Genomic DNA, 22,613 nt, shown 5'->3' with positions numbered 1-22,613 from the left:
ACACAAGAGACTGCAAATAGACCACACCCTCTGCCAGAAGACCAAAAGCTATGAGACAAAACATACAAGATTTTTTTACCAGAGCAAGGTCCCGGGGCTCTTCCGCCAAGTCTCGTACTTGCGCAAATCGGAAAACAATGTCACCGCGCGGATCGCGTTGCCGAAAGGCGTAAGGGTCGGTCGCGGCGTTGCTCCGACGGGTTCGTCGGCCGGCGCTGCGCGTCCGAAGGTTTCGGGACGGTCGCCCGGTCGTGCGACGAGAGCGCTGCGCCGGCCTCCGGGGGGCGGCGATCGCCGCGGGTTTCGGACGCATTTCCCGTCGTCCGGCGGCTTGGGCGAAGGCTGGCGCCGGGCCGCGGGGCGCGCCATATGACGGCGACCCGCGTCACCGCCGGCTTCTGGCTCATGGACCTGATCGCTCTGACCGACCGCGGCCTCTATTGCGAGGCCGGCGACTTCCACATCGACCCGTGGCGCCCCGCGGCGCGCGCGGTGATCACCCATGCCCATGCCGACCACGCTCGCGTCGGCTCCGACCTCTACGTCTGCCACAAGCTGACGGCGCCGCTGCTCAAAAAACGCCTCGGCGACGTCGCCATCGAGACCGCCGAATACGGCCAGGTCCTCAGCCGGGACGGCGTCGACGTCTCGCTGCATCCGGCCGGCCACGTCCTCGGTTCGGCGCAGGTCCGCGTCGCGAGGGCGGGCGAAGTCTGGGTCGCGTCGGGCGACTACAAGCTCGAGGCCGACGGCGTCGTCGCCGCCTTCGAACCGGTCCGCTGCACGGCGTTCATCACCGAATCGACTTTCGGCCTGCCGATCTATCGCTGGAGCCCGCAGGCCGAGCTGATCGCCGCCATCGAAAGCTGGTGGCGCGACAACGCCGCCGCCGGTCGCGCCAGCGTCCTCTACGCCTACGCGCTCGGCAAGGCGCAGCGCGCGCTGGCGCGGATCGACGCCTCGATCGGGCCGATCGTCTGTCATGGCGCGATCGAGCCGATCAGCGCGATCTATCGCGACGCCGGCGTCGCGATCCCGCCGACCCGGCGCGCCGACGAGATCGCCGACAAACGCGCGTTTGCAAAGATGCTGATCGTCGCGCCGCCGTCGGCCGCCGGCAGCGGCTGGCTCGACCGGTTCGGCGAGTATTCGGACGCGTTGGCGAGCGGCTGGATGCAGGTGCGGGGAAACCGCCGCCGGCGCGGCCTCGACCGCGGCTTCGCGCTCTCCGATCACGCCGACTGGCCGGGGCTCCTCGCCGCCATCGAGGCGACCGGGGCGGAGCGGGTCCTGGCCACGCACGGCTTCGCCGCCCCGCTCAGCCGTTACCTCGCCGAGCGAGGCGTCGACGCGCGCGCGCTCGCGACCGCCTACGGCGACGAGGACGAGGCGCCCAAAAGCGAGACCGCCCCCGGCGAGACCGCCGCGTGAGGGCCTTCGCCGACCTCTACCGGCGCCTCGACCAGGCGACCTCGACGCGCGCCAAGCAGGCGGCGATGGTCGAAGCCTTCGCCGCCGCGAAAGCCGATCCGGCGCAATGGGCGAGCGCGGCCTGGACGGTGTATTTTCTCGCCGGCGGCAAGCCGCGCCAGACCGTCCCGACCCGCCTCCTGCGCCGCCTCGCGGTCGAGGGGTCGGGGCTGCCCGAATGGCTGGTCGACGAGTGCTACGCCAACGTCGGCGACCTCGCCGAGACGCTGGCGCTGCTGCTGCCTGAGGGCGAAGGCGACGACAAGACCTCGCTCGACGTCTGGATGCGCGAGCGCCTGCTGCCGCTGCCCAAGCTCGACGAGGAGGAGCGCGCCCGGCGGCTCGCCCTCTGGGTCGCGGCGCTGCCGGGACCCGAGCGCTTCGCGCTGTTCAAGCTGATCACCGGCGAATTGCGCGTCGGCGTCTCGCGGCTGCAGGTGGTGAAGAGCCTCGCCGAGGTCGCCGGCGTCGACGAGAGCCGCATGGCGCAGCGCATGATCGGCTATGCCCAGGCGCGTCGGATCCCGACCGCCGACGACTTCGCCGCCCTCGTCGCCGACGTCGACGCCGACGAGGGCGCCGCGCTCGACGCCGGACGCCCCTATCCGTTCTACCTCGCCCAATCCTGGCAACGACCGCTCGAGACCATGGCGGAGACGCTCGGGCCCCCGCGCGACTGGGTCGTGGAATGGAAGTTCGACGGCATCCGGGCGCAGCTGATCCGGCGCGGCGACACCTGGCGCCTGTGGTCGCGCGGCGAGGAGCTGATCTCCGACGCCTATCCCGATCTCGAGCCGCTCGCCCGCGCCCTGCCGCCGGGGGTGGCGCTCGACGGCGAACTCGTGGTGCTCGTCCCGCCGTCCGCTGAAACGCGCCCCGATTCGCTCGTCGGCCTGCAGCCGTTCGCGAGCCTGCAGCAGCGGCTCGGCCGCAAGGCGATCAGCGACCGGACGCTGCGCGACCTGCCCGTCGCGCTCGTCGCCTACGACCTCCTCGAACACGACGGCCGCGACCTGCGCGGCGAGCGGCAATCGGAGCGGCGCGAAAAGCTCGAACGGCTGGTCGCGGCGACGCTCGCCGCGGCGGCGCGCCGCGGCGAGCGCCTGCCGCTTCGCCTCAGCCCCGAGGTCGCCGCCGACACCTGGCAGGGCCTGGCCGCGATTCGCGACCAGGCGCGGCCGCTCGGGCGCGAGGGCCTGATGCTGAAGGCGCGCGCCGGCGCCTACGGCGTCGGCCGGCGCAAGGGCGACGACCGCACCGACGTGTGGTGGAAGTGGAAGCTCGACCCGATGAGCGTCGACGCCGTGCTGATCTACGCCGAGCGCGGCCACGGCCGCCGCTCCGGGGTCTACAGCGACTACACCTTCGCCGTCTGGAGCGCCGACGAGGGCGCGCCCGATCGCCAACTGGTTCCCTTCGCAAAGGCCTATTCCGGCCTCACCGACGCCGAAATGCGCGACATGGACGCGATCATCCGCAGGACCACGGTCGAGACCTTCGGGCCGGTGCGCAGCGTCCAGCCGACGCAGGTGTTCGAACTCGGCTTCGAGGGCATCGCGCCGAGCAAGCGCCACAAGAGCGGCGTCGCAGTGCGCTTTCCGCGGATGCTGCGCTGGCGGCGCGACAAGCCGGTCGCCGAGGCCGACACGCTCGCGAGCTTGCGCGCGCTCCTGTCGGCGGGCGCGCATGGCTGAGGCGCGCGCCGCCGCGGTCGTGGCCTGGCTCGCGGAGAGGGGATGGACGCCGTTCCCCTTCCAGCGCGAGACGTGGGCGCTGATGCGCGCCCGCCGCGCCGGCCTCCTGCACGCCACCACGGGAACGGGCAAGACGCTGGCGGCGGCGCTGGGCGCGTGGCTGGCGTACGGGGACGACGGGGCGCGGCGTCCCCTCATCCGGCCGGCTGACGCCGGCCACCTTCCCCCCGAGGGGGAAGGGGTCGCGTCGCCCGCTGGCGTCGCCCCTCTCCCCCAGGGAGAGGGTGGCGGCCAAAGGCCGCCGGGTGAGGGTTCGGCAGCGCAGACCAATATCGTCGCAACCGCGTCCCACGCCCTCGCCCTCCTCTGGATCACCCCGATGCGCGCGCTCGCCGCCGACACCGAGCGGGCGCTGCGCGAGGCCTTCGCCGGCGTCGCCGCGCGCGACCCCTCCGGGGCGCCGGCCTGGACGGTCGGCGCGCGCACCGGCGACACCTCCGCCGCCGAGCGCGCGCGGCAGGCCAGGAGCCCGCCCTCGGCGCTCGTCACCACCCCCGAGAGCCTGGCGCTGATGCTGTCGCGCCCCGATGCGCGCGAGACCTTCGCGGGCCTCCGTTGCGTGGTGGTCGACGAATGGCACGAGCTGATCGGAAACAAGCGCGGCGTCCTGACCCAGCTCGGCCTCGCGCGCCTGCGCGGCCTCCGCCCCGGCCTGCCGACCTGGGGCCTGTCGGCGACGCTCGGAAACCTCGGCGAGGCTTTGCGCGCGCTGCTCGGCCCGCAGGCGGCGGGGCAGGGGGCGCTGGTCGAGGCCCGGATCGACAAGCCGCTCATCGTCGACACGCTGCTGCCGCGGGCGCCGGGCCGGTTCCCCTGGGCGGGGCATCTGGGCGCGGCGATGGCGGCGGCCGTGGTCGCCGAGATCGAAGCGGCGCGAACCACGCTCGTCTTCACCAACGTCCGCTCGCAGGCGGAACTCTGGTACCAGAGCCTCCTGAAACTGCGGCCGGACTGGGCCGGCGCGATCGCCCTCCATCACGGCTCGCTGGCGCGCGAGACGCGCGACTGGGTCGAGCAGGGGCTGAAGGCCGGGACGCTGAAGGCGGTCGTGTGCACCTCGAGCCTCGACCTCGGCGTCGATTTCCTTCCCGTCGAGCGGGTGCTTCAGGTCGGCTCGCCGAAAGGGGTGGCGCGGCTTCTCCAGCGCGCCGGGCGCAGCGGCCACGCTCCCGGCCGCGTCTCGCGCGTCACCATCGTGCCGAGCCACGCCCTGGAACTGATCGAGGCCGCCGCAGTCAGGGCGGCGATCCGCGACGGCCGGATCGAGAGCCGCAAGTCGCCGGACGCGCCGCTCGACGTGCTGGCGCAGCATTGCGTGACGGTCGCGCTCGGCGGCGGTTTCGTCCCCGAAGACCTTCTCGTCGAGGTCCGGACGACCGCGGCCTATGCAGCCTTGAGCGACGAAGCGTGGCGCTGGTGCCTCGACTTCGTCTCGAAGGGCGGGCCGACGCTCAAGGCCTATCCCGGCTTCCGCAGGGTCGTCCCCGGCGCCGACGGGGTCTGGCGCGTCGTCGACCGCGACATCGCGCATCGCCACCGGCTGAACATCGGCGCGATCGTCAGCGACGCCGCCGTCGTGGTGCAGTACGGACCCGCCCCGCGCGGCGCGAAACTCGGATCGGTCGAGGAGGGTTTCGTCGCCCGCATGCGCGCCGGGCAACGCTTCTGGTTCGGCGGCAGGATTCTGGAATTCGTGCGGCTCGAGGCGGGGACGGCTTTCGTCAAGGCCGCCAAAGGCGGCGGGACGACGCCGGCGTGGGCCGGCGGGCGGATGCCGCTCTCGACCACCCTCGCCGACGCCATGGTCGAGGCCTTCGCCCGCGCCGCGAAGGGGGACTACGACAGCCCGGAGCTCGCGGCCGCGCGGCCGATGCTCGAGGTGCAGGCGAAATGGTCGGCGCTGCCGACCCCTTCGACGCTGCTCGCCGAGACGCTGACGTCACGCGAGGGTTGGCGCTTGTTCGTCTATCCGTTCGCCGGGCGCGACATCCACCTCGGCCTCGCGAGCCTGGTCGCCTGGCGCGCCGCCCGCGCCGAGCCCGGCACCTTCTCGCTCAGCGTCAACGACTACGGTTTTGAAATCCTGAGCGGGAGTTCTCGCGACTGGGCCGCGCTCCTTCCGGACTGTCTTGCGCCGGCGCCCGATCTCGCGGCGCTCACCGCCGAGGTGGTCGAAAGCCTCAACGCCGGCGAACTGGCGCGGCGTCGGTTCCGCGACATCGCCCACATTGCCGGACTGGTCGTGGCCGGCTATCCCGGGCAGCGGAAAAGCGCGAAAACGATGCAGGCCTCGTCGGGCCTGTTCTATGACGTGTTCCGCAAATACGACCCCGACAACGGCCTCTTGCGTCAGGCCGAGCGGGAAGCGCTGGACGACGAACTGGACGTGAAGCGGCTCATGACGACGCTGGACGCCATGGCGGCCCGCCGCCTCGATCTGCGCCCGCTCGAGCGGGCGACGCCGCTGGCGTTCCCGCTGATGGTCGAGCGCTTTCGCGAGCAGCTCAGCAACGAGACGCTGACGGCGCGGATCGAGCGCATGCTCGGCGACCTGAACGCGGCGGCGGACGCGTGAGGGCGCCGTTTTTCCCCTTCTCCGCGAAGCGGGGAAGGTGGCGCGCAGCGCCGGATGGGGTTCGGCCCGCTGCTTCGTCTTCAGCCGGATTGCGCAACCGTCGCCGCGAATTTTCATCGGAGCGCAGCTGCTTTCCACTCCCCATCCGGCCTTCGGCCCCCTTCCCCAGCAAGCTGGGGAAGGCTCTCGCTCGCTCTTCGCCGCAAATCCTTCCGACAGCCCTCCAGCGGCGGCGCGCCAGATAAGCCATGAAGCGCGGCGCGCTCGACATTCGCCTCGCGCCGGACGGCGCCGCCCTGACGCTGCTTACCGAACGCGCGGTCTGGAGCGAGCCCACGCGCGCCCTGTTCGTCGCCGACCTGCACCTCGGCAAGGCGGCGGCCTTTCGCGCGGCGGGCGCGCCCGCGCCCTACGGGGCGAGCGAGGAGACGCTCGGCCGCCTCGGCGCGCTCGCCGACGGTTTTGGCGCCGAGCGCCTGATCGTGCTCGGCGACTTCGTCCACGCGGCGCTGACCGACGGCCTCGCAGAGTCGTTGCGGGCGTGGCGGCGGGCCCGCGCCGCGCTCGATTGCCTCGTGGTGATCGGCAACCACGACCGCCGCGCCGGGCGCCTTTACGCCGACTGCGGCTTTGCGCCGATCGACGACCCGACGCTGGTCGACGGCGTCGCCTGCCGCCACGTTCCGCTCGAGGCGGATGCGCTCGATCCGGGCCCGCCGACGCTCGCGGGCCACGTCCATCCGGTGGCGCGGATCAGCGGGCGCGGCCGGGATTCCCTGCGCCTGCCATGTTTCGTGATCGACGGCCGCCAGATCGTCCTGCCGGCGTTCGGCGAGTTCACCGGCGGCTGGCTGGTGCGGCCCGAGGAGGGGCGGCGGATCGTGCTGGTCGCGCCGGACCGGCTGATCGAATGGCCGGGGTCGGCCGCGCCTTCGCGGGCGTGAGGGTCGCGGGCGGTCGCGGAGGCGGCGCTTCGATTTCACGTGTTCCGGGTTGATGGTCTTCGACCTCGGCTTCATTCCGAGGCCGGAGCCGACGGATGGCTGCCGCCGTCCGGTTGTTCTAAATTCTCGATACCACTCGAACTCCTGTGTCCCCACCCCGTTTCGAGGTGGGAACCGAGAATGGCGCCAAGAGGCGATCCTTACGGAGAGAATGGCGATCCGACCGCCGTTGTCACGATCGCGCTCGAACGTCTTCCCCGGAAGCTGTTCTTCAACGACGGTGAGGAATCCAGTGAACGCCTCGGCGGCGAAAGTCGGCGCCTGTGGAAGGGATCCCTGTCATCGAGGACGTTCGTGCAGACTCCGATGTCCGTCTGCAAAATGGAATACTTGGCGAGCGTATAAATTGGGCGCGACATATTCGTGTCATTGCCGATGGCGCGAAAGTAGACAAAATATACCTGAAGTGTGAGGCTCGTCACAGACTCGGATGCAAATTCGTGCAACGAAAATCGTCCTGTCGTTGGCATTTGCAGTCAAGCTTGGATATAAATATACAGTTTAAGGTGCTTTGTTGTGTAAAATGTATGCTTTAACTGGCCTGATAAGCAGAAAATACTTCATCATACCAAAATTAAAAAGGAGTAAGAGAGCCATGGCATTGGTAACGATCACGTATCGCGAGGTCTTGCAATTCGGCTGCTGGACTGTGGACCAAGCGAATTTTCAATGTGAAGGGCTGAATGGATTCTTCAGCGCAATCTATATCGACGATGTCGAGTTGATCTCTGGGACATCATTTCTATTTGATCCTCAGAACATCTACGCGGCTTCGGAATTGAATCCGAACTGGGCAGACCCCGCCCTGTGGCCCGACAACCCCGAGAATTACGCAACGATTCTCATCGATCCATCGAAGGGGTCGACCTTCGCCGGCTATGGCAGAATGACGCTGGTCCGGGACGTCTTCATCGCGGGCGGTCAACGCGCGAATCCAGGAGAACAGACCCAGTTCACCTATCAGACCGCTCCCGGTGACACAGTGTTCTTCATAAACAACTCACCGCGACCGATCCCGACCATCGAAGCGGCCTCACCCGGCAGTTTTTGACTCTACCGAAGGAGTAGCAAGATCATGTCGCATTCGCACCCGACAAAAGCCCCGAGCTTGGACGACCTCGTCTTCGTTCGCATCGCGCTCCCACGCAAGATGGTTCTGCCGACGCCGCAGTCCGCCGACGCGGTCTACATCCGCACGTGCCGCGGCGGCGTCTTGCAGATCCCAAGACCTCTGCTGAAGACCGATGCGGCCGGGGCGCCAGCGGAAACACACGCTGTCTTCGAGGCGCGCGTTCCCCGACACATCTCCGCGGCGTTTCGCGCGCTGTTCGCGGAAATCTTTCGATCAGCAGTCGCATGAAAGATCCTGCTGAGAGGTGAGCAGCACGCCCACGTCGAGATTTCTGATAAGACAAATCTACCGTCGAGAGTGTCGCGAACCTCTTGCGCCACTCCCGGCGTGTACGAGGGAAAAGACAATGAACGCCGAGAGTCAGATCGCAGGCAAGTGATGTCTTCACGTATATATTATGATGCGCGCGGTGATGGCAGCCAGAGCGGCGACCGCACGGAGAGAAGCTTTACGACTTCCGCCGCGCCGACCGCGAACCCGCGCTTCGTGTGCAATCCGCCCGTTCAAAACCTTTGCGTTTCGTCGCTTCGGCGTCGTCCGAGGCGGGCGGGGCGGGCCGACCCATGCATATTTCGACAAATTCTGTCCGTAGCGCGTCAACCTGTCGTGTTTTTGTAGCGCGTGATGTGGCGTCTTCTGGGTGATGGACGAACTGGGTCGGAAGCCGCGGACGGCCCGGTTCGAGTTGGTCATGGGGCGCCGATGACTGGGTTTGCGTCGGGCAGTTTCCTTGTTCGGCTGGGCGGCCGTTTCCTCGTCCCGGCCTGCGAAAGCGAACTGGCGTCGCGCGCAGGGGCGGTCAAGGACGCGCGCAAGCGCGCCCGACAGGGCTTGTCCTTGACGGCCCCGAGCACGGCGCCAGGCTTGGGCGCAACCGGGACGCGAATGGCTCCTTCGGCGTCGTAGTCGGCGAGCCGGTGCGGGCCGAGGAACACGGCGCAGGTTCGATCCGGATATTCGTGGACCTTGACCTGCGCCTTGACGAAATGCGGGCGCAATCGGCTCTCCGGCAGTTGCAGGCGCTTTGCGTTCCAGGCCACGGTGTTGTCCTTGCCGACCGTGCGCTCCTCGATCACGCACAGGATTTCGCGCCACATCTCGTGCGTGTCGGGGACGAAGGCCGAGCCCTCCTGCTCGGGGTCGACGGCGAAGCGGGCGTTGTGCTCGGCGATGTAATGGCTCTTGAGCCATGCGTTGGCCGCCGCGACGGTTCCGATCCCGGCCAGCCGCAGCTCCTTGGGGACCCGGTCCTGCAACGTGGCGAACAGCCGCTCGGAGCGCCCGCGCGCCTGCGGCGAATAGGCGGCGATGTGCTCGATCCCGAGATGCGCCATGGGCCGGCCGACCTGGGTCTCGACCGTGCTCGAGACTTTCCCGCCGGCCTCGGGGGTGTGGAAGTAGTGGCTGCCGCGGTCGGTGTAGAGCGCGCAGAACAGGCCATGCTCGCCGATCACCTCGCGCAAGGCCTCGAAGGTCGAGGCGGTTCCCTCCTCTTCGACGAGGATCATCGAGTAGATCTCGCTGGTGGCGTCGTCCATCGTGACGATCAGGTCCATCGCGGGCAGGCCCTCGACCCAAGCGTGCCGCGACCCGTCCTGATGCAGCATCATGCCGCGCATCGGCCGACGCGGCCGCTTCTTGCGGTGCGCCGAGCGCCTGGGCGCGGGCCTGACCAGCCCGGCCCGGTGCAGATGCGACTTCGTCACCGTGTAGCCGAGCGTGTAACTGTGCCGCTTCTGTATCTGCTCGTGAAAATGCTTGACCGTGAAGTCGGCGTACTTGTCCCGATAAAGCCCGAGCATCCGCTCGACCTCCTCCTGCGGCGTCCGCCGCGGCGAGGGAGAACCACGCTGGTCCACGAGGCCAGCCTCGCCGCAAGCCTCGTAGCGCTCCCTCCACCGCTGGAACGAGCGAACGCTCATCCCCAACAGCTCCGCCGCCGTCTCCTGTGTCATCTCTCCCGAGTCCCAGCGGTCCAAGATCGTCGAAAACCGCATCTTGCGGATTCCCTCGCGAATGCGCGCCGTGTCCATCAAGGCCCCTCCACGGGACCTCCAAAACACGTCACTTCACGAGCTACGAACTCACGTCACTCCATGTGCTAGCGACACGTATTTCGACAAATTCTTGCTTGACGGCCGCTGATGTTCTATCTTTGTTCTGTCGGTCCGTTCGTGAATCTGCCGGTCCGTTCGTGAAGGAGAACACTCGCATGTTCGCAGCCGCCGCCGTCGCCTCGACGCCGTCGCTCGACCCGCGCGCCGCGCGCCTGGAAAAATTCCGGCGGGAGCAGCTGATTGTCGATTACCTCAACCGCGGCGTGTCCGTCGCCGAGATCGCGGTCCGTATCGGGGTCGGCGAGAAGCGCATCCGCGCCGTCATCCGTGACATTCTCGCCCGCCGCGCGCCGGCGCCGCCGGACGAGTTTCTGGCGATCCAGACCAGCCGCCTCAACGAGGCGCTGCTCGTCGCCTACAGCGCCATGACCAACGCCAACCTCGAGGCGGTCGACCGCCCGCAGGACAAACCCTCGCGCCTCGACGCGCCCGCCGAAGGCGCCATGGCGTTTGGCGCGGCGCTGCTCCGCCGCGCGTATCTCCCAAGCCCGTCATTGCGAGGAGCAAAGCGACGAAGCAATCCGCGACGCCGTTTGCGTCCATTTTGCAGGGATTGCTCGGTACTCTGCTCGCAACGAAGCCCGAGGGACGGCGTGGCGGTCCACGAGCCGCAACAGCAGCGCAAGCGGCCCCTGGATCGCCGCGCTTCGCTCGCGATGACGGCGGTCTTCGGCGTCCACCCTGGGAGTTGCCGCCGCGCGGAATTTCGGCCGCAAGCCGTTGAAAGTCTTGCATTCGCGCCCGGGATTTCGGCGGCCCCGGCGGGCGTCCCTCGCGAAGCCGCACGCGTCGGAGGCCGACAGCGACGAGCGCCGCCCGTACGCGGGCCCCGGGGACGACGCCCTGTCCGCCGCCGGCGCGCCCCGCCACAATGGATCGCTTCTCGGCGACGGGGCAGGCGATGAGGTCCGGGCGATGACCGCTCCTAAGCCGGACCCGGCGTCCCCGCACCGTGCTCGCCCGGGACGGGCGCCCCTCCGTTGCGCGGCGCGCCCGCCGCGCCCGGCCTGGCGGGCGCCGCTCGCCCGGAAATCCTCCCCGCAACCCTTTGAAAATGTTGAATCCGCGCCCGAGTCCGCGCCGTCAGCGGAAGCCTTCGGCCAGGACGACGGCGCGCGCGGGGAGGATAAGGCCCCTGTGGGTCGCGAACCCGACGAGCCTCTGTCCGCGAGCGAGAGGCCGGCGGCGCGCTCCGAGGCGCAGGTCGCGCCGCGGTCGGGTCGACGGCCCGGCTCCGAGGCGAACCTGCGCGCAACGCCGAAACCGCCCGTATCTTCCAAGCCGAGGGCGCGAGCAGACGGCCGCGGCGCCCAACGGGAGGGTGCGCGTCTCGCGCACCCGGGCGGCGGGACGCCGCCCACCTTGGTTACACCCGCCCGACAAATCCCGTGCAAGCCCTTGAAACCATGGAATCCGCGCCCGACGACGGTTCCCCCGCGCGCCCGCAGGCCGCGGGCCCGGCGTCCGTCGATCCGCCTTACGCGACCGCGGTCGGGGCCGGCTTGCGCAGATACCGCATGCTCCTCAATGGCGTCGCGGCGTGTTGAGCGTGCGGCGCGCTGCCGAAGGACCGTCGGTCGCCGTGCTGGACGCCCGCCGCGTTCCGTGCGACCCCTGTCCGGCATCGGGTCGCGGGAGGGCGTCGCTTGAGCTCGTTCACAGTCGCCGCCGTCGTCTGGGCGCTGATCACGCTCGGCGGCGTGCTCGGCCTGTTTCTCAAGACCCGCCTCGCCTCCCACTACACGAGCGAACTGTCGCGCGACATGATCGGCGGCGTCGTCGGGCTCTTGACGCTGCTGCTCGCGCTCGTGCTCGGCCTCTTGATCTGGACGGCGTTCGGGGTGTTCAGCACGCAGCAGCGCGAACTCGAATCGATCGCGGCCAAGGCGCTCGAATTCAACCTCGAGATGCGTCACTACGGGCCGGCCGGCGACGCCGCGCGCGAGGTCCTGCGCCAGGACCTGATCTCGGCGCGTCTGCAATTCTGGGGCGACGACCGCGCCATGGCGGCGTCTTACGACGCCTCGTACAAGGCGATGGCGGACATGAGCAACGTCTTCGGCCGCCTCGATCCGCAAACCGACGCGCAAAAGGAGCTGCTCGCAGCGGCCAAGGCCAATTACGGGACGATCGGCGAGGATCGGCTGCTGATGTCGCTCCAGGTGCTGTCGCCGATCGCCTGGCCGTTGATCTATGCGGTGACCGCCTGGTCGTGCCTGATGTTCGCCGGCATGGGGCTCTTGTCGCGGCCGAACGCGGCGACCGTTGTGATGCTGATCCTGGGAGCGGCGTCGGTCAGCCTGGCGATCCTGCTCATCCTTGAATTCAGCCGCCCGTACACCAGCTCTATCCAGATGTCGCCGATCGTGATCGACCACGCGATCGCCGATCTGGCCAAGCCCAGCGGGCCGGGGGATTCCAACTGAACGAGGAGGTTCACCCATGGCGCATTACAAGATCCTGAGCGACTACGAGATCCGTTCGGCATTGGCCGACCTGCCGGACTGGTCGCTCGCGGCGCCCAACATCGAGGCGACGTTCGCCCTCAAGACCTTTCGCGACGCCATCGCCTTCATCGTCGAGGTGGCGATCGAGGCCGAGGTGATGAACCACCACCCGGAGTTCAAGAACTCCTACAACATCGTCTCGTTTTCCTTCTGCACCCACGACGCCGGCATGAAGATCACCGACCTCGACATCGAGACGGCGAAGAAAATCAGCGCGCTGGCGAAACGGTTCCAGGGGATGGCGTGATGCGGCGTCTTCTAGACGCGGTCGCTGACCGTGTCGCCCGCGCTCGGCGCGCGCGGCCGGACTGCCTCCCGCTTCCTGTCGGCGGCGCGCTCGATGCCTGAGGCCGCGCCCAGGTTCGCCGGCCAGACCGCGATCGTCACCGGAGGCGGGGCGGGGATCGGCTTCGCCGTCGCCCGCGCCTTCGCCCGTGAGGGCGCGAACGTCGCCATCGCCGGGCGGAGGAAGGCGACGCTGGTCCATTCCGCGGCGCTGATCGAGGAGATGGGCGGCGAGGTCCTCGTCGTCCCGGCCGACGTCGCGATCGCGGCCGATTGCGCGCGGATCGTCGCTTCGGCCGTCGAGCGCTTCGGCGCGGCCGACATTCTGGTCAACAACGCCGCGCATTTCGCGCTCGTGCCGCTGCTCGACGCGGACGCCGAGGTCGCGGCGCGGTTCCTGTCCGTCAACGTCGCTGGGCCGCTGCTGTGCGCCCGCGCCTTCGCCGCCGAGGCCATCGCCAGCGGGCGGCGCGGTCGCATCGTCAACGTCGGCAGCATCGCGGGCGCGCGCCCCGCGCCGGGCTGCGGGCTCTATTCCGCGTCGAAGGCCGCGCTCGAGATGCTGACGCGCTCGATGGCGCTCGAATGGGGGCCTGCGGGGATCCGGGTCAACGCGGTCGCGCCCGGACATGTGGCGACGGAGGGCGTGCTCGCGGATTTCCAGGCCGGGCGGCTCGACGAAGCAAAACTCCTGGCCTCGATCCCCGCCCGCCGGATCGCCGACGTCGACGACATCGCCGACGCCGTGCTGTTCCTGTGCTCGGACGCGGCCCGTCATGTCCTGGGGCAGTCGCTCACCGTCGACGGCGGCGAAGGGTTCTGATCGATGCCGGGGCTGGCGCGCCGCAGGACGCCGCGTCCGCCCTTCTTGGCCCGGTACATGGCGGCGTCGGCGTTCGCCAGCAGGGCGGCGGCGTCGCGGCCGTGGTCGGGGAAGATCGCGAGCCCGACGCTGGCGGTGACGCGGACGATGCGCCGGCCGATCCGGACCTCCGCCGCGATCGCCGCGCGGAGGCGGTCGACCGCCTCGCCGATGTCGTCGGCGCTTCCGGGTCGGTCGCCGAGGACGACGACGAATTCGTCGCCGCCGAAACGGGCGACCGTGTCGGCGGTGCGCACCGAGCCCGCCAATCGCGCCGCGATCGTCCGCAGGACTTCGTCGCCGGCGGAATGGCCGAGGCTGTCGTTGACGGATTTGAAGTCGTCGATGTCGATGAAGGCGACAGCCGCCCGGCGATCGCAGCGCTCGGCAGCGAGCAACGCCCTCGTCAGGCGGTCCCCGAGCGAGGCGCGGTTCGCGAGGCCGGTGAGGGCGTCGTGGGTCGCCAGATGGTGAATGCGGCGCTCCGCCAGCCGGCGCTCGACGGCGATCCCCGCGATCCCGGCGACGGCGGCGATGAGCGCCGCTTCCGCGCCGGTCGGTTCGCGCGCCGCGGCGCAGTCAACGGCGAAGGTTCCGAGGACTCGCCCGTCACGCGACAGGATCGGCGCCGACCAACGGGAGCGGAACCCGTGGTCGACCGCCGGATCCCGGCCGACGTCCGGCGCCCGCGCCGCGGCGCGGGCGCCGGCGCCCGGTCCGCTCCCGACGGCGGCTGCTGCGGGCGCGTGCGGCGAGCTCGGAAGCGGGCCGTCGTCGCCGAGAGGGTCGCCGACCGGGTCGAGCAGCAGCACGGAGCTACTCGCGCCGGGCAACTGGGACTCGAGCAGGCGCGCCAGAGGGTCGAGGATGTCGGCGAGCTGTGCGTCGGTCGCGGTCGTTTCCGGCGCTCGGGCCTTGGCCGCGAACGCGCGAACCCGCCCGAGGGTTTCGAGCGGAGTCTCGGCGTGAAGGTCCCGCGACACGGCTAGCGCTGAGCCGAGCGCGGAACGAATCTTGGCTGAGCTCTCCATGCGGCTCAACCTAGTTCCGACCCCTTAATCAGAAGTAGACGGGTTTTCAAATTTTAGTCGATATTGAGACGAAATCGCGTCAATACGATATATATCCTGGATTAATTTAAGCATATGGCAGTACTTCGTCTGTATTCACTCTGTATAGAGGCGGCGCGAGTGCCGGAACCTGCGCGGCGTCGAGGTCGGCGGCCGGAGCAGCCGGCAAAAGACATGCAGGCGATCGGCGGCCGGTCTCTTCCCGAAGCGGTCGCCGACTGAAAGCGCTGGCATCTTCTGGTTCTGGGTCGTGCGCCGCCCGTCACCCGCTTCGCAGCGGGCTGGCGGGGTCGCGCCGCGCCCGGGCCGTCGCTCACCCCTTGAACCGGTCCTTGCGGCCGCGGAGTTCGGCGAACACCGCCGCCGGGTCGGCGCCGGGCATGCCGACGGCGGCCTGCACCGACGGCTCCTCGGCCCTCAGGAAGGGATTGGCCGCGAGTTCGGCGGCGATGGTGGTCGGCAGGGTCGGGCGGTCCTCGGCGCGCAGCCTCGCCACCCGCTCGGCGCGGTCCGCCAGGATCGGGTTGCCGGGCTCGATGGTCAGAGCGAAGCGCGCGTTCCCCAGAGTGTACTCGTGACCGCAGTAGGCCTGCGTCTCGCCCGGCAGGTTGGCGAGCTTGAGCAGCGAGCTCCACAGCACGGCCGGCGGCGCCTCGAAGGCGCGGCCGCAGCCGAGCGAGAACAGCGTGTCGCCGCAGAACACGAGTTCGTCCTCGCCGAAGTAGTAGGCGACCTGACCAAGCGTGTGGCCCGGCGTCTCGATCACCTGCGCTTCCAGCGATCCCACCCGGACAAAATCGCCTTCGCGGACGAGCGTGTCGAGCCCCGGGATCCGGGACGCCTCTTTCGCCGGGCCGACGATCTGCAACTCGGGGAACCGCGCCTTGAGGTCCGGCGCGGCCTGGATGTGGTCGGCGTGGTGGTGGGTAATGAGCAGATCGGTGAGCGTCCACCCCTTTTCCTCGAGCGCGGCGAGGATCGGCCCCGCCTCCGGCGCGTCGATGGCGGCGGTCTTTCCGGTCTTCGAATCATGCACGAGCACGCCGTAATTGTCGGTCAGGCACAAAAACTGATGCACGCTTGTGGTCATGGTCGCTCCCGCATCCGGGCGCCGCGGCACGCGACGCCTCGCCAATCGCCCACGCTCATAGCAGAAAAGACCCGGTCGCGGTCCCTCGCGCAAATGGTCAGCGTCCCGACTTCCGTCACCCGCGCTTCGGCGGGGCGAGGCCGAGACGGCTCGCGATCATGCCGTCCACCCAGCGCTTGGGCAGGTTTCGGGCGAGGAAATCCTGAACGGGCGTCGGCGTGACGATATAGCGCGTCTTCGGGCGCTCCGCGGTGAGCGCCGTCCGCACGGCCTCCCCGATCCGCTCGGGCGGCAGCCCCGCCTCGGCCATGGCGACCATGTAGGCTTTCACCTTAGCGATCGCGGAGGCGTAGGGCGTGGCGGCGAATTCCGCATCGATGTCGTCCGACTTGCCCCAGATCGGGGTGGCGACCGCGCCTGGGTTGATCACAACGACGTCGATTCCGTACAGCATCAGCTCGCGGCGCAACGACTCCGAGAGGCCCTCGAGCGCGAATTTCGACGCGCTGTAGGGTCCGAGGAACGGGGCCGCGGTGAGGCCGCCCACCGACGACATCATCACGATCCGTCCCGGCGGTCCGGAGCGGGAGCGGTCGGCGCCGAGCAGCGGCGCGAAGGCCTGCGTAACGATCAGCGGGCCGCTCAGATTGACCGCGATCTGGCGTTCGAAGTCGGCGATCTTCAGATGGAGCAGGGGCCCCGCGACCGCGACGCCGGCGTTGTTGACGAGCCCCGAGAGCGTTCGCCCGCCGAGCGCCTCGCCGACTTCGCGCGCGGCCCGCGCGACAGCGTCGACGTCGGTCACGTCGAACAGCAGCGGGCGCACCGCCTCGCCGAAGGCCTTCGTCAATCGCTCCGCGTCCTCGCTACGCCGTACGGCGGCGAAAACCCGCCAGCCGCCCGCGGCTAGAACCTTCACGCACCCGAGGCCGATGCCGGTCGAGGCCCCGGTGACGACGGCGGTCTTCTTCGATTCAGCGGACATGTTTGCTCCTGACCAACGAGGAGCTATACGCCGTCGATGACGGTTTGGATGTGGGCGGGCCGCGCAGGGAGGGCGCCGACCCGGCGCGCGGGGACGCTTTGCAATTGACCCCCGCCGTCCGAGGCTGTACGCACGAAGCGCCCGTGAGGCCCATGGCGCGAGCGCGTAGCTCAATAGGTAGAGCATCTGACTTTTAATCAGAGGGTCGTGGGTTCGATTCCCACCGCGCTCACCACATTCAGCCGAGTCTCAAACCACGCCGTCCGGGCTTGCCGGTTCGCGGCGGCGGGCGGCTGCCTGGTCCTAGGGCATTCCGGGCAGCCCCGACAAGGAAATCGGCGCTTTCCGGGGCGCCTTGTTTCCGGCGCCGGGCCCCAGACCCGGCGCCGGCGCCAGCATTTACTGCCCAGCTTGCTGCATCTTCTTGACATACGCATCGACGGCGTCGACGACCTTCTCGTCTGGGTGCGACTTGCAGTAGACGATGACCTCGTGAATGCCTTCCCGCGTGCGATTGATGTTGAAGGAATGGCGCTTCATGTGGCCGTTCCACCAGCCGCTGTACCACGTTCCCATGAAGTCGGCGTCTTCCTGGAAAGTGCCGGCGAGCTGTCCGCAGGTGAGCGCGCGGACATTGATATATCCTTTTTCGTCGGCATAGGTTTTCAACTCGACCTGCGCCTGGGCGGCCGAAGCGAAAATCGTCGCTGCAGCGATGAGACCGAGCGCGGCGAGACGGGCGCGGAAGCGCGTGTTCAAGGAGTCCATGGTTTTCCTCTCCTGTCCTGATCGGGTGACGCCGGCTCGCGTCTGCGCCACGGTGGGCGCCAGTCGTTCGGCCGGGCGAGCGTTGCGTCGGAACTACTTCTCGTCCTCGACCTTGATGCCGGCTTCCTTGCGCATCTGCTTGATGTTGATGTCCATCGCCTTGATGACCTTCACCGTGGGATTGGCCTTGCAATAGACGATGACGCGGTGTTCGAGCTCCTTGGCGCGATCGAGCTTCATCTTGCTGTAATTCGCCAGGCCGTTGTACCAGCCGCTGTACCAGACGGTCAGGAAGTCCGCGTCCTCCTGCCAGGTGCCGGCCAATTGTGCGCAGGTGAGCGCCTGGACGTCGAGATTGCCTTTGGCGTCGCCGTAGGTCGTCAGATCGACCTGCGCTTCCACCGCGGAGACCCAGAGCATCGGCAGGACGCAAAGCGATATCGCGATTTTCATCAGAACCTCCCAGTTGAGAATCACCTAGCGTTCGCTGGCTTATTCAGTCTGCGCGTATCCCACAAACCGCAGCTGAAACCAACCCCCCGGAAAGACTACGGCGTTTACAGCGATGCACGGGCCATCCAAGTGACGCCGTTGTCGTGCGCCATATTCGAAGCGAATTGTCTCAGGCGTTCCTACAAGGGCGGACGCGCGAGCAGCGCTCTCACCTCACCCAAGGACCGTCGGCGGGCGTTCATCAACGGCGTTCGATTGCAGCAACGCAAAGGCAGCCGTGGCCCGGTCGATTTGAGAATTCAGCGGAAACGACGAGGGAAGCCGCTCGGCGAAATGACCGCGCCATCAAGCCGGCCCAGGCGGCGCGCCATAGGAGTCCAATTCTCTTCACGCCGTGAAGTGGCTGGGGGACCTGGATTCGAACCAAGATTGACGGAGTCAGAGTCCGATTTTGCCGCTTCCCGGCCTGTAACGAGCGTTCACTGTGCGTCATAAGTATCTGAAATTAAGGTACGGCGTTACACTCGCAGATATCCAGAAGTCACTTGATGTAACCGCCGGCCGGTGACATAGTGGTGACACGGGGTCGGCAAACGGCCGGGTCCGTTGGTGTCGTGTCACCAAACCCAGATCGGCGGACTCGGCCATGAAGCTCACACAGAAGACGATCGACGCGCTCACGCCAGGCGAGCGCCGGTTTCTTTGGGACGATGCCTGTCCGGGTTTTGGCGTTCGGATCACCGAAGGCGTTGTGACGTATGTTGTGGACTTCCGCATCGACGGCAAGCGCCGCCGCGTCGCGCTCGATCCGGTCGCCGATGTCGCGCTCGCTGCGGCTCGGGAACGCGCGCGCGAGATCCTGGTCGCGGCCCGGCGCGGGGAGGACCTGACCGTCAATCCTCGAAAGGGCGAACCGACGTTCCGCGCGGTGTGGCGGACGATGATCGACGAAGTCGACAAGCCGAAGCTCTCGGAAGCGACGATCGCCGACTACGAGGACCGCGCCGACCGGCTGATCCTGCCACGCCTTGGCGACAAGCGCATCGGCGATGTGACCGCGGCCGACGTCGACAAGGTCGTCGCGGCCACGACCGGCGCGCGCAATCGCGCCTACGTGGCCACGCTGATCAAGAAGACCGTCAACCACGCCAAGCGCGCGCGCATCCTTCCGGACAGCTATCGCAACCCCGCGGCCGACGTGTCGGTGAAGAAGCCGGCCAGGAAGGGCAAGGCGCTCGAAACCGACGACATCGCTCGATTCGGGAAAGCGCTTGCGGAGATGGAGGGCGAGGGCAAGGTCTCCCCTTGGCTCGCCAACCTCCTGCGCCTCTCGCTCGTTTGCGGCCTTCGGCCGGGCGAAGTCCGCACGCTCGAATGGTCGCGGGTGAACCTGCCGCGCCGCAAGATGACCGTCGTCGGCAAGACCGGCGCTCGGGAGGTCGACTTGACGGATGCCGCGGCGGCGATCCTGCAGGCGACGCCGCGCGTCACAGGCTGCGAATACGTCTTTGCCGGCCGTCGTTACGGCAAGCCAATCGTTGCGGTTCACAAAGCGCTGAAGCTCGTACAGGACCGCGCCGGGGTCGAGAGATTCCGCCCCTACGATCTCCGGCATAGCGCGGCGACGGGAGCGCTCGCGGCCGGCGCAGACGTTCGCGCCGTCCAGGCGCTGCTCGGCCACGCGGACCTTGCGACGACTGCGGGATACCTACACTCGTCGGAAAAGCGGCGGCGAGGAGCGGCTGAGTTGGCGGCAGGGTTTGGCCGCGGCGTGCTGAAATGAAGCGAGCGAAGTCAAATAGGCAAATTGTCGAAGAATTTTTCATGAGGCGGCGTGTCGACGATCCGCTATCGGACGATTGGAAGGAAGTCGTCGACGGGTCCTTGGATCAGCTTATTCGGACTCTAAAGTATGGTATGGCCTCAGCCCAAGCACAAAGCGACGCGGCGAGGCTTCTAGAAGAACTGACCTTGCGATCACGAGGTCGGACCAAGAAACTCCTGCCGACGACCAAATTTGAGGGGTTGTCGTGGTTTGTAGATTACCAGGAAGGGCTTCATGCGGCGCGAGGGCACAACGACCCGCTCGGCGCGGCTTTGGAGGACGCACGCGAAGCCGAGCGTAGCGAAACCGGGGCCTACCTGAGCAGCCAAACAATCCGCGACTACTATCGCAAGGGTGTGACGGCGAGAGGTCCCGGCGACAGTCGATTTGCACAAACGATCGATGCTGCGGCCGAACGACTGGCGAGCGAGGGAATCTCCGATCCGCTCCGCGAAGCTATGGCGAGAGAGGCAAACGGCGACCCGGTGTGGGAGCACGTGAACCGAAAAGCCTATGACCGGGGTCGCCGCCGCCTTGCCAGAAGCCGGGAAAAGAAATGACGGCATTTCTCTTCCCGTTTCCGCTCCGGTTATCGCCAATTACGTTCGAAAGCCCTGACTAACAGAAGGCGCTTCCGATGGCGGTTTTGGAACCTCTCTTGACCGAAGATGACGCGGCCCGCGTCCTGAACGTCTCGAAGGGGACGTTGCGAAACTGGAGATCGCAAGGCAAAGGGCCGCCGGTGTCCCGCATTGGCTCTGCCGTTCGCTATGATCCCGGCCAGTTGCGCGAATACGTTTCGGTCCGCACCCGCTTCGCTATTGGGCGCGAGAAGATCGCCTGACCCATGATTATCAAAAGCGCGAGGGCCGCGCGCTGCGGGAACAGCGGCGACCCTCGAAATTCGGACGAACTATCCCGGCGCGTCCGCAGTTTCGATAGCGCAACCCTGGCCGATCTTCAAGTTGCTCGCGTCGCTCGCCGATTCCGCCTCGCGGAGGCGACCGCCCGCCTCGTCGCGCGCCTCGCTTTCGGGGAGGCTCGCGGAGCGTGACCGCTTCTCATCGCCTTTCCCCGCACGAGCTGGCCGCGCTCAAGGCCGATCATCCCGTCGAGGCGATGATTGGCGCTCGCGTGAAGCTCGGCCGGGCGAACGCGCGCGGCATTCGCTCCGGGGCCTGCCTCTGCGACCCCGTCCGCGGCAAGTCGCCCCTTTGGCTCGACACACGGTCGCAGACTTGGGGTTGCCTCAAGGGGGCCGGCTGTGGCGGCGGCGACGTGTTCGATTATCTCGCGCAATGGGAAGGGCTCGACTTCCTGTCCGCCCTGCGCCGCCTGGGCGGCGACCGCGTCGCCGCCAGCCCGGAAGAGGTTGCCGCAGCGCAGGACACGCGCGACCGCCGCCGGCGAGAGCAGGAAGAGCGCGAGGCGGCCGAACTCGAGCGCCAACGTGAGCGCGCCTGGTCGATCTGGACCTCGGCCGGACCTTCGGCCGGTACGATCGTCGATGCTTACTTCCGTTGGCGCGGAATTGAGCCACTCGTCAGCGTGAGCCTCCGCTATTCTGCCGACGAGGCCTATTTCGACGCGGGCGACGACGTCGACGCGCGGCCAGTCGTTATCTGGCGCGGCCCGTGCATGGTCGCGGCGATCCGGCGGCAAAGCGGCGTCTTCGGCGGCGTTCACCGGACCTGGCTCGACCCGCGTCTTGCGACCGGCGGCCTGCCTGAAGGCGCGAGCGGCAAGGCGACGATCGTCCGGGCGGATGGAACGGCTCTCCCCGCCAAGAAGATGCGCGGGATCAAGCGCGGCGGCGCGATCCGCCTCAACGACCTTGCGCCCGGTCAAGCCCGCGCTGTGCTGATCATCGGCGAGGGCATCGAGACGACGGCCACGGCGCTTCAGGCTTGCCAGCGCCATGCGACCGGCGCGCGCTTTGTCGGCTGGGCCGCGGGCGACCTCGGCAACATTGCGGGCGGGGGCCTGGGGCCATCGACGCCGCATCTGTCAAACGACATCCGAAAGGGGACCGGCGGCGACATCGAAAAGGATACCACCGGAAGGTTGGGATGATCCGCGTTTTGCGTCCCGCAGGGAGGCGTAGCCGACCGGAGGGGCGCAAAACGCGGGCGGCGGCGAAGCGGGGTCACGCCAGCCGCTCCTGGTCGAGCACGGCGGGCTTGATGAGCCCGGACCGGCGCTTCTCGCGCAGGCGATAGCTGTCGCCGCGGATGGTGACGACGCAGCTATGATGGAGCAGCCGGTCGAGGATGGCGGTGGCGACGACGGAATCGCCGAACACGGTCCCCCATTCTCCGACCGAGCGGTTGGAGGTGATCAGCATGCTGCCGCGCTCGTAGCGGCGCGAGACGAGCTGGAAGAAGAGATGTGCGGCGTTCGGCTCGAACGGCAGGTAGCCGAGTTCGTCGACGATCAGGAGTTTTGGCTTGGCGAAAAAGCCGAGCCGCTCGTCGAGCCGGCCTTCCGCGTGCGCCTTTGCGAGGCCCGCGACCAGCGCCGGCGCGGTGACGAACAGGACCGAGTAGCCCTCGCGGATCGCCGCGCGGCCGAGCGCGATCGCCAGATGCGTTTTGCCGACCCCAGGAGGTCCGAGCAGGAGCAGCGCGTCGCCGTTGGCCACCCAGCGGCAGGCGGCGAGTTCGCGCACCTGCTTCTTGTCGAGCGAGGGCTGGGCGGAGAAGTCGAAGCCGTCGAG

General features: G+C 68.2%; 20 protein-coding genes and 1 tRNA gene. 14 read left to right on the top strand and 7 right to left on the bottom strand.

What is annotated here, in order from left to right; translation table 11 throughout:
• The first annotated feature begins 369 nt into the window (after positions 1-369).
• The 6 genes from DFR50_RS27300 (at position 370) to DFR50_RS27275 (ending at position 8,163) form a co-directional block, all read left to right on the top strand.
• Positions 370-1,431 carry a ligase-associated DNA damage response exonuclease gene (locus DFR50_RS27300; protein WP_245428178.1) on the top strand — a complete coding sequence of 354 codons (1,062 nt, stop codon included), beginning with the start codon at positions 370-372 and terminating at the stop codon, positions 1,429-1,431.
• On the top strand, positions 1,428-3,164 hold the full coding sequence (locus DFR50_RS27295; RefSeq protein WP_113892781.1) for an ATP-dependent DNA ligase: 1,737 nt from the start codon (positions 1,428-1,430) through the stop codon (positions 3,162-3,164). The genes DFR50_RS27300 and DFR50_RS27295 overlap by 4 nt, the downstream gene beginning before the upstream one ends.
• Entirely contained in the window at positions 3,157-5,799 is a 2,643-nt protein-coding gene (locus tag DFR50_RS27290; RefSeq protein WP_113892779.1) for a ligase-associated DNA damage response DEXH box helicase, read from the top strand. The genes DFR50_RS27295 and DFR50_RS27290 overlap by 8 nt, the downstream gene beginning before the upstream one ends.
• A 248-nt stretch (positions 5,800-6,047) precedes the next feature.
• A complete protein-coding gene (gene pdeM / locus DFR50_RS27285) occupies positions 6,048-6,743 on the top strand; it encodes a ligase-associated DNA damage response endonuclease PdeM (protein ID WP_113892777.1) in 696 nt (231 codons plus the stop codon).
• Positions 6,744-7,398: 655 nt separating this feature from the next.
• Positions 7,399-7,854, top strand: coding sequence for a hypothetical protein (locus DFR50_RS27280; protein ID WP_113892775.1), 456 nt, complete (start codon positions 7,399-7,401; stop codon positions 7,852-7,854).
• A 57-nt stretch (positions 7,855-7,911) separates the two neighbouring features.
• Positions 7,912-8,163, top strand: coding sequence for a hypothetical protein (locus DFR50_RS27275; protein ID WP_113892773.1), 252 nt, complete (start codon positions 7,912-7,914; stop codon positions 8,161-8,163).
• A 461-nt stretch (positions 8,164-8,624) separates the two neighbouring features.
• Here DFR50_RS27275 and DFR50_RS27270 read toward each other — a convergent pair whose 3' ends face one another.
• The gene (locus DFR50_RS27270) at positions 8,625-9,968 is read right to left on the bottom strand and encodes an ISNCY family transposase (protein ID WP_113892771.1); all 1,344 of its coding nucleotides are present in this window, start codon (positions 9,966-9,968) and stop codon (positions 8,625-8,627) included.
• A 1,730-nt stretch (positions 9,969-11,698) separates the two neighbouring features.
• On the opposite strand from DFR50_RS27270, the gene DFR50_RS27260 reads away from it, so the two are divergent.
• The 3 genes from DFR50_RS27260 (at position 11,699) to DFR50_RS27250 (ending at position 13,667) form a co-directional block, all read left to right on the top strand.
• Positions 11,699-12,478, top strand: a complete 780-nt coding sequence (locus tag DFR50_RS27260; protein WP_113892767.1) for a bestrophin-like domain — start codon at positions 11,699-11,701, stop codon at positions 12,476-12,478.
• Positions 12,479-12,494: 16 nt separating this feature from the next.
• Positions 12,495-12,806 carry a 4a-hydroxytetrahydrobiopterin dehydratase gene (locus DFR50_RS27255; RefSeq protein WP_113892765.1) on the top strand — a complete coding sequence of 104 codons (312 nt, stop codon included), beginning with the start codon at positions 12,495-12,497 and terminating at the stop codon, positions 12,804-12,806.
• Positions 12,807-12,899: 93 nt separating this feature from the next.
• On the top strand, positions 12,900-13,667 hold the full coding sequence (locus tag DFR50_RS27250) for an SDR family NAD(P)-dependent oxidoreductase (RefSeq protein ID WP_147262950.1): 768 nt from the start codon (positions 12,900-12,902) through the stop codon (positions 13,665-13,667).
• On the opposite strand, the gene DFR50_RS27245 is transcribed toward DFR50_RS27250, so the two are convergent.
• The 3 genes from DFR50_RS27245 to DFR50_RS27235 form a co-directional block, all read right to left on the bottom strand.
• Positions 13,619-14,689 carry a GGDEF domain-containing protein gene (locus tag DFR50_RS27245; RefSeq protein ID WP_170153417.1) on the bottom strand — a complete coding sequence of 357 codons (1,071 nt, stop codon included), beginning with the start codon at positions 14,687-14,689 and terminating at the stop codon, positions 13,619-13,621. The two genes, DFR50_RS27250 and DFR50_RS27245, sit on opposite strands and share 49 nt — an antisense overlap.
• Before the next feature lie 400 nt (positions 14,690-15,089).
• Positions 15,090-15,866 carry a hydroxyacylglutathione hydrolase gene (gene gloB, locus DFR50_RS27240; protein WP_113892759.1) on the bottom strand — a complete coding sequence of 259 codons (777 nt, stop codon included), beginning with the start codon at positions 15,864-15,866 and terminating at the stop codon, positions 15,090-15,092.
• A gap of 115 nt (positions 15,867-15,981) precedes the next feature.
• Positions 15,982-16,851: an SDR family oxidoreductase gene (locus DFR50_RS27235; protein ID WP_170153416.1), complete on the bottom strand. Its 870-nt coding sequence runs from the start codon at positions 16,849-16,851 to the stop codon at positions 15,982-15,984.
• 159 nt (positions 16,852-17,010) lie between these two features.
• On the opposite strand from DFR50_RS27235, the gene DFR50_RS27230 reads away from it, so the two are divergent.
• A tRNA-Lys gene (locus tag DFR50_RS27230) sits at positions 17,011-17,086 on the top strand.
• Positions 17,087-17,250: 164 nt separating this feature from the next.
• On the opposite strand, the gene DFR50_RS27225 is transcribed toward DFR50_RS27230, so the two are convergent.
• Together DFR50_RS27225 and DFR50_RS27220 are read right to left on the bottom strand one after the other, a co-directional pair.
• On the bottom strand, positions 17,251-17,619 hold the full coding sequence (locus tag DFR50_RS27225; protein WP_113892754.1) for an HdeA/HdeB family chaperone: 369 nt from the start codon (positions 17,617-17,619) through the stop codon (positions 17,251-17,253).
• A 93-nt stretch (positions 17,620-17,712) separates the two neighbouring features.
• Positions 17,713-18,072 carry an HdeA/HdeB family chaperone gene (locus DFR50_RS27220; RefSeq protein WP_113892844.1) on the bottom strand — a complete coding sequence of 120 codons (360 nt, stop codon included), beginning with the start codon at positions 18,070-18,072 and terminating at the stop codon, positions 17,713-17,715.
• Between the two features lie 646 nt (positions 18,073-18,718).
• Here DFR50_RS27220 and DFR50_RS27215 point away from each other — a divergent pair.
• The 4 genes from DFR50_RS27215 (at position 18,719) to DFR50_RS27205 (ending at position 21,970) form a co-directional block, all read left to right on the top strand.
• Positions 18,719-19,855: a tyrosine-type recombinase/integrase gene (locus DFR50_RS27215; protein WP_113892752.1), complete on the top strand. Its 1,137-nt coding sequence runs from the start codon at positions 18,719-18,721 to the stop codon at positions 19,853-19,855.
• On the top strand, positions 19,852-20,457 hold the full coding sequence (locus DFR50_RS31735; RefSeq protein ID WP_147262949.1) for a hypothetical protein: 606 nt from the start codon (positions 19,852-19,854) through the stop codon (positions 20,455-20,457). Before DFR50_RS27215 ends, DFR50_RS31735 begins: the two co-directional genes overlap by 4 nt.
• Positions 20,458-20,555: 98 nt before the next feature.
• A complete protein-coding gene (locus DFR50_RS27210) occupies positions 20,556-20,741 on the top strand; it encodes a helix-turn-helix domain-containing protein (RefSeq protein WP_210209056.1) in 186 nt (61 codons plus the stop codon).
• A 206-nt stretch (positions 20,742-20,947) separates the two neighbouring features.
• Positions 20,948-21,970 carry a DUF7146 domain-containing protein gene (locus DFR50_RS27205; RefSeq protein ID WP_113892747.1) on the top strand — a complete coding sequence of 341 codons (1,023 nt, stop codon included), beginning with the start codon at positions 20,948-20,950 and terminating at the stop codon, positions 21,968-21,970.
• Positions 21,971-22,043: 73 nt separating this feature from the next.
• Here DFR50_RS27205 and istB read toward each other — a convergent pair.
• Positions 22,044-22,613, bottom strand: a 570-nt coding sequence (istB, locus tag DFR50_RS27200) for an IS21-like element helper ATPase IstB (RefSeq protein ID WP_113892746.1), incomplete at its 5' end; no start/stop codon positions are given.

Source organism: Roseiarcus fermentans (genome assembly GCF_003315135.1).
In the GTDB taxonomy this organism is placed as follows: domain Bacteria; phylum Pseudomonadota; class Alphaproteobacteria; order Rhizobiales; family Beijerinckiaceae; genus Roseiarcus; species Roseiarcus fermentans.
This window is presented reverse-complemented; position numbering and strand designations above follow the sequence as displayed.

Excerpts from the sequence above, each read along its gene's own strand:
- DFR50_RS27300 (WP_245428178.1), top strand. The coding sequence starts at position 370 with ATGACGGCGACCCGCGTCACCGCCGGCTTCTGGCTCATGGACCTGATC.
- DFR50_RS27290 (WP_113892779.1), top strand. The coding sequence starts at position 3,157 with ATGGCTGAGGCGCGCGCCGCCGCGGTCGTGGCCTGGCTCGCGGAGAGG.
- pdeM (WP_113892777.1), top strand. The coding sequence starts at position 6,048 with ATGAAGCGCGGCGCGCTCGACATTCGCCTCGCGCCGGACGGCGCCGCC.
- DFR50_RS27280 (WP_113892775.1), top strand. The coding sequence starts at position 7,399 with ATGGCATTGGTAACGATCACGTATCGCGAGGTCTTGCAATTCGGCTGC.
- DFR50_RS27270 (WP_113892771.1), bottom strand. The coding sequence starts at position 9,968 with ATGGACACGGCGCGCATTCGCGAGGGAATCCGCAAGATGCGGTTTTCG.
- DFR50_RS27255 (WP_113892765.1), top strand. The coding sequence starts at position 12,495 with ATGGCGCATTACAAGATCCTGAGCGACTACGAGATCCGTTCGGCATTG.
- DFR50_RS27250 (WP_147262950.1), top strand. The coding sequence starts at position 12,900 with ATGCCTGAGGCCGCGCCCAGGTTCGCCGGCCAGACCGCGATCGTCACC.
- gloB (WP_113892759.1), bottom strand. The coding sequence starts at position 15,866 with ATGACCACAAGCGTGCATCAGTTTTTGTGCCTGACCGACAATTACGGC.
- DFR50_RS27235 (WP_170153416.1), bottom strand. The coding sequence starts at position 16,851 with ATGTCCGCTGAATCGAAGAAGACCGCCGTCGTCACCGGGGCCTCGACC.
- DFR50_RS27225 (WP_113892754.1), bottom strand. The coding sequence starts at position 17,619 with ATGGACTCCTTGAACACGCGCTTCCGCGCCCGTCTCGCCGCGCTCGGT.
- DFR50_RS27220 (WP_113892844.1), bottom strand. The coding sequence starts at position 18,072 with ATGAAAATCGCGATATCGCTTTGCGTCCTGCCGATGCTCTGGGTCTCC.
- DFR50_RS27215 (WP_113892752.1), top strand. The coding sequence starts at position 18,719 with ATGAAGCTCACACAGAAGACGATCGACGCGCTCACGCCAGGCGAGCGC.
- DFR50_RS31735 (WP_147262949.1), top strand. The coding sequence starts at position 19,852 with ATGAAGCGAGCGAAGTCAAATAGGCAAATTGTCGAAGAATTTTTCATG.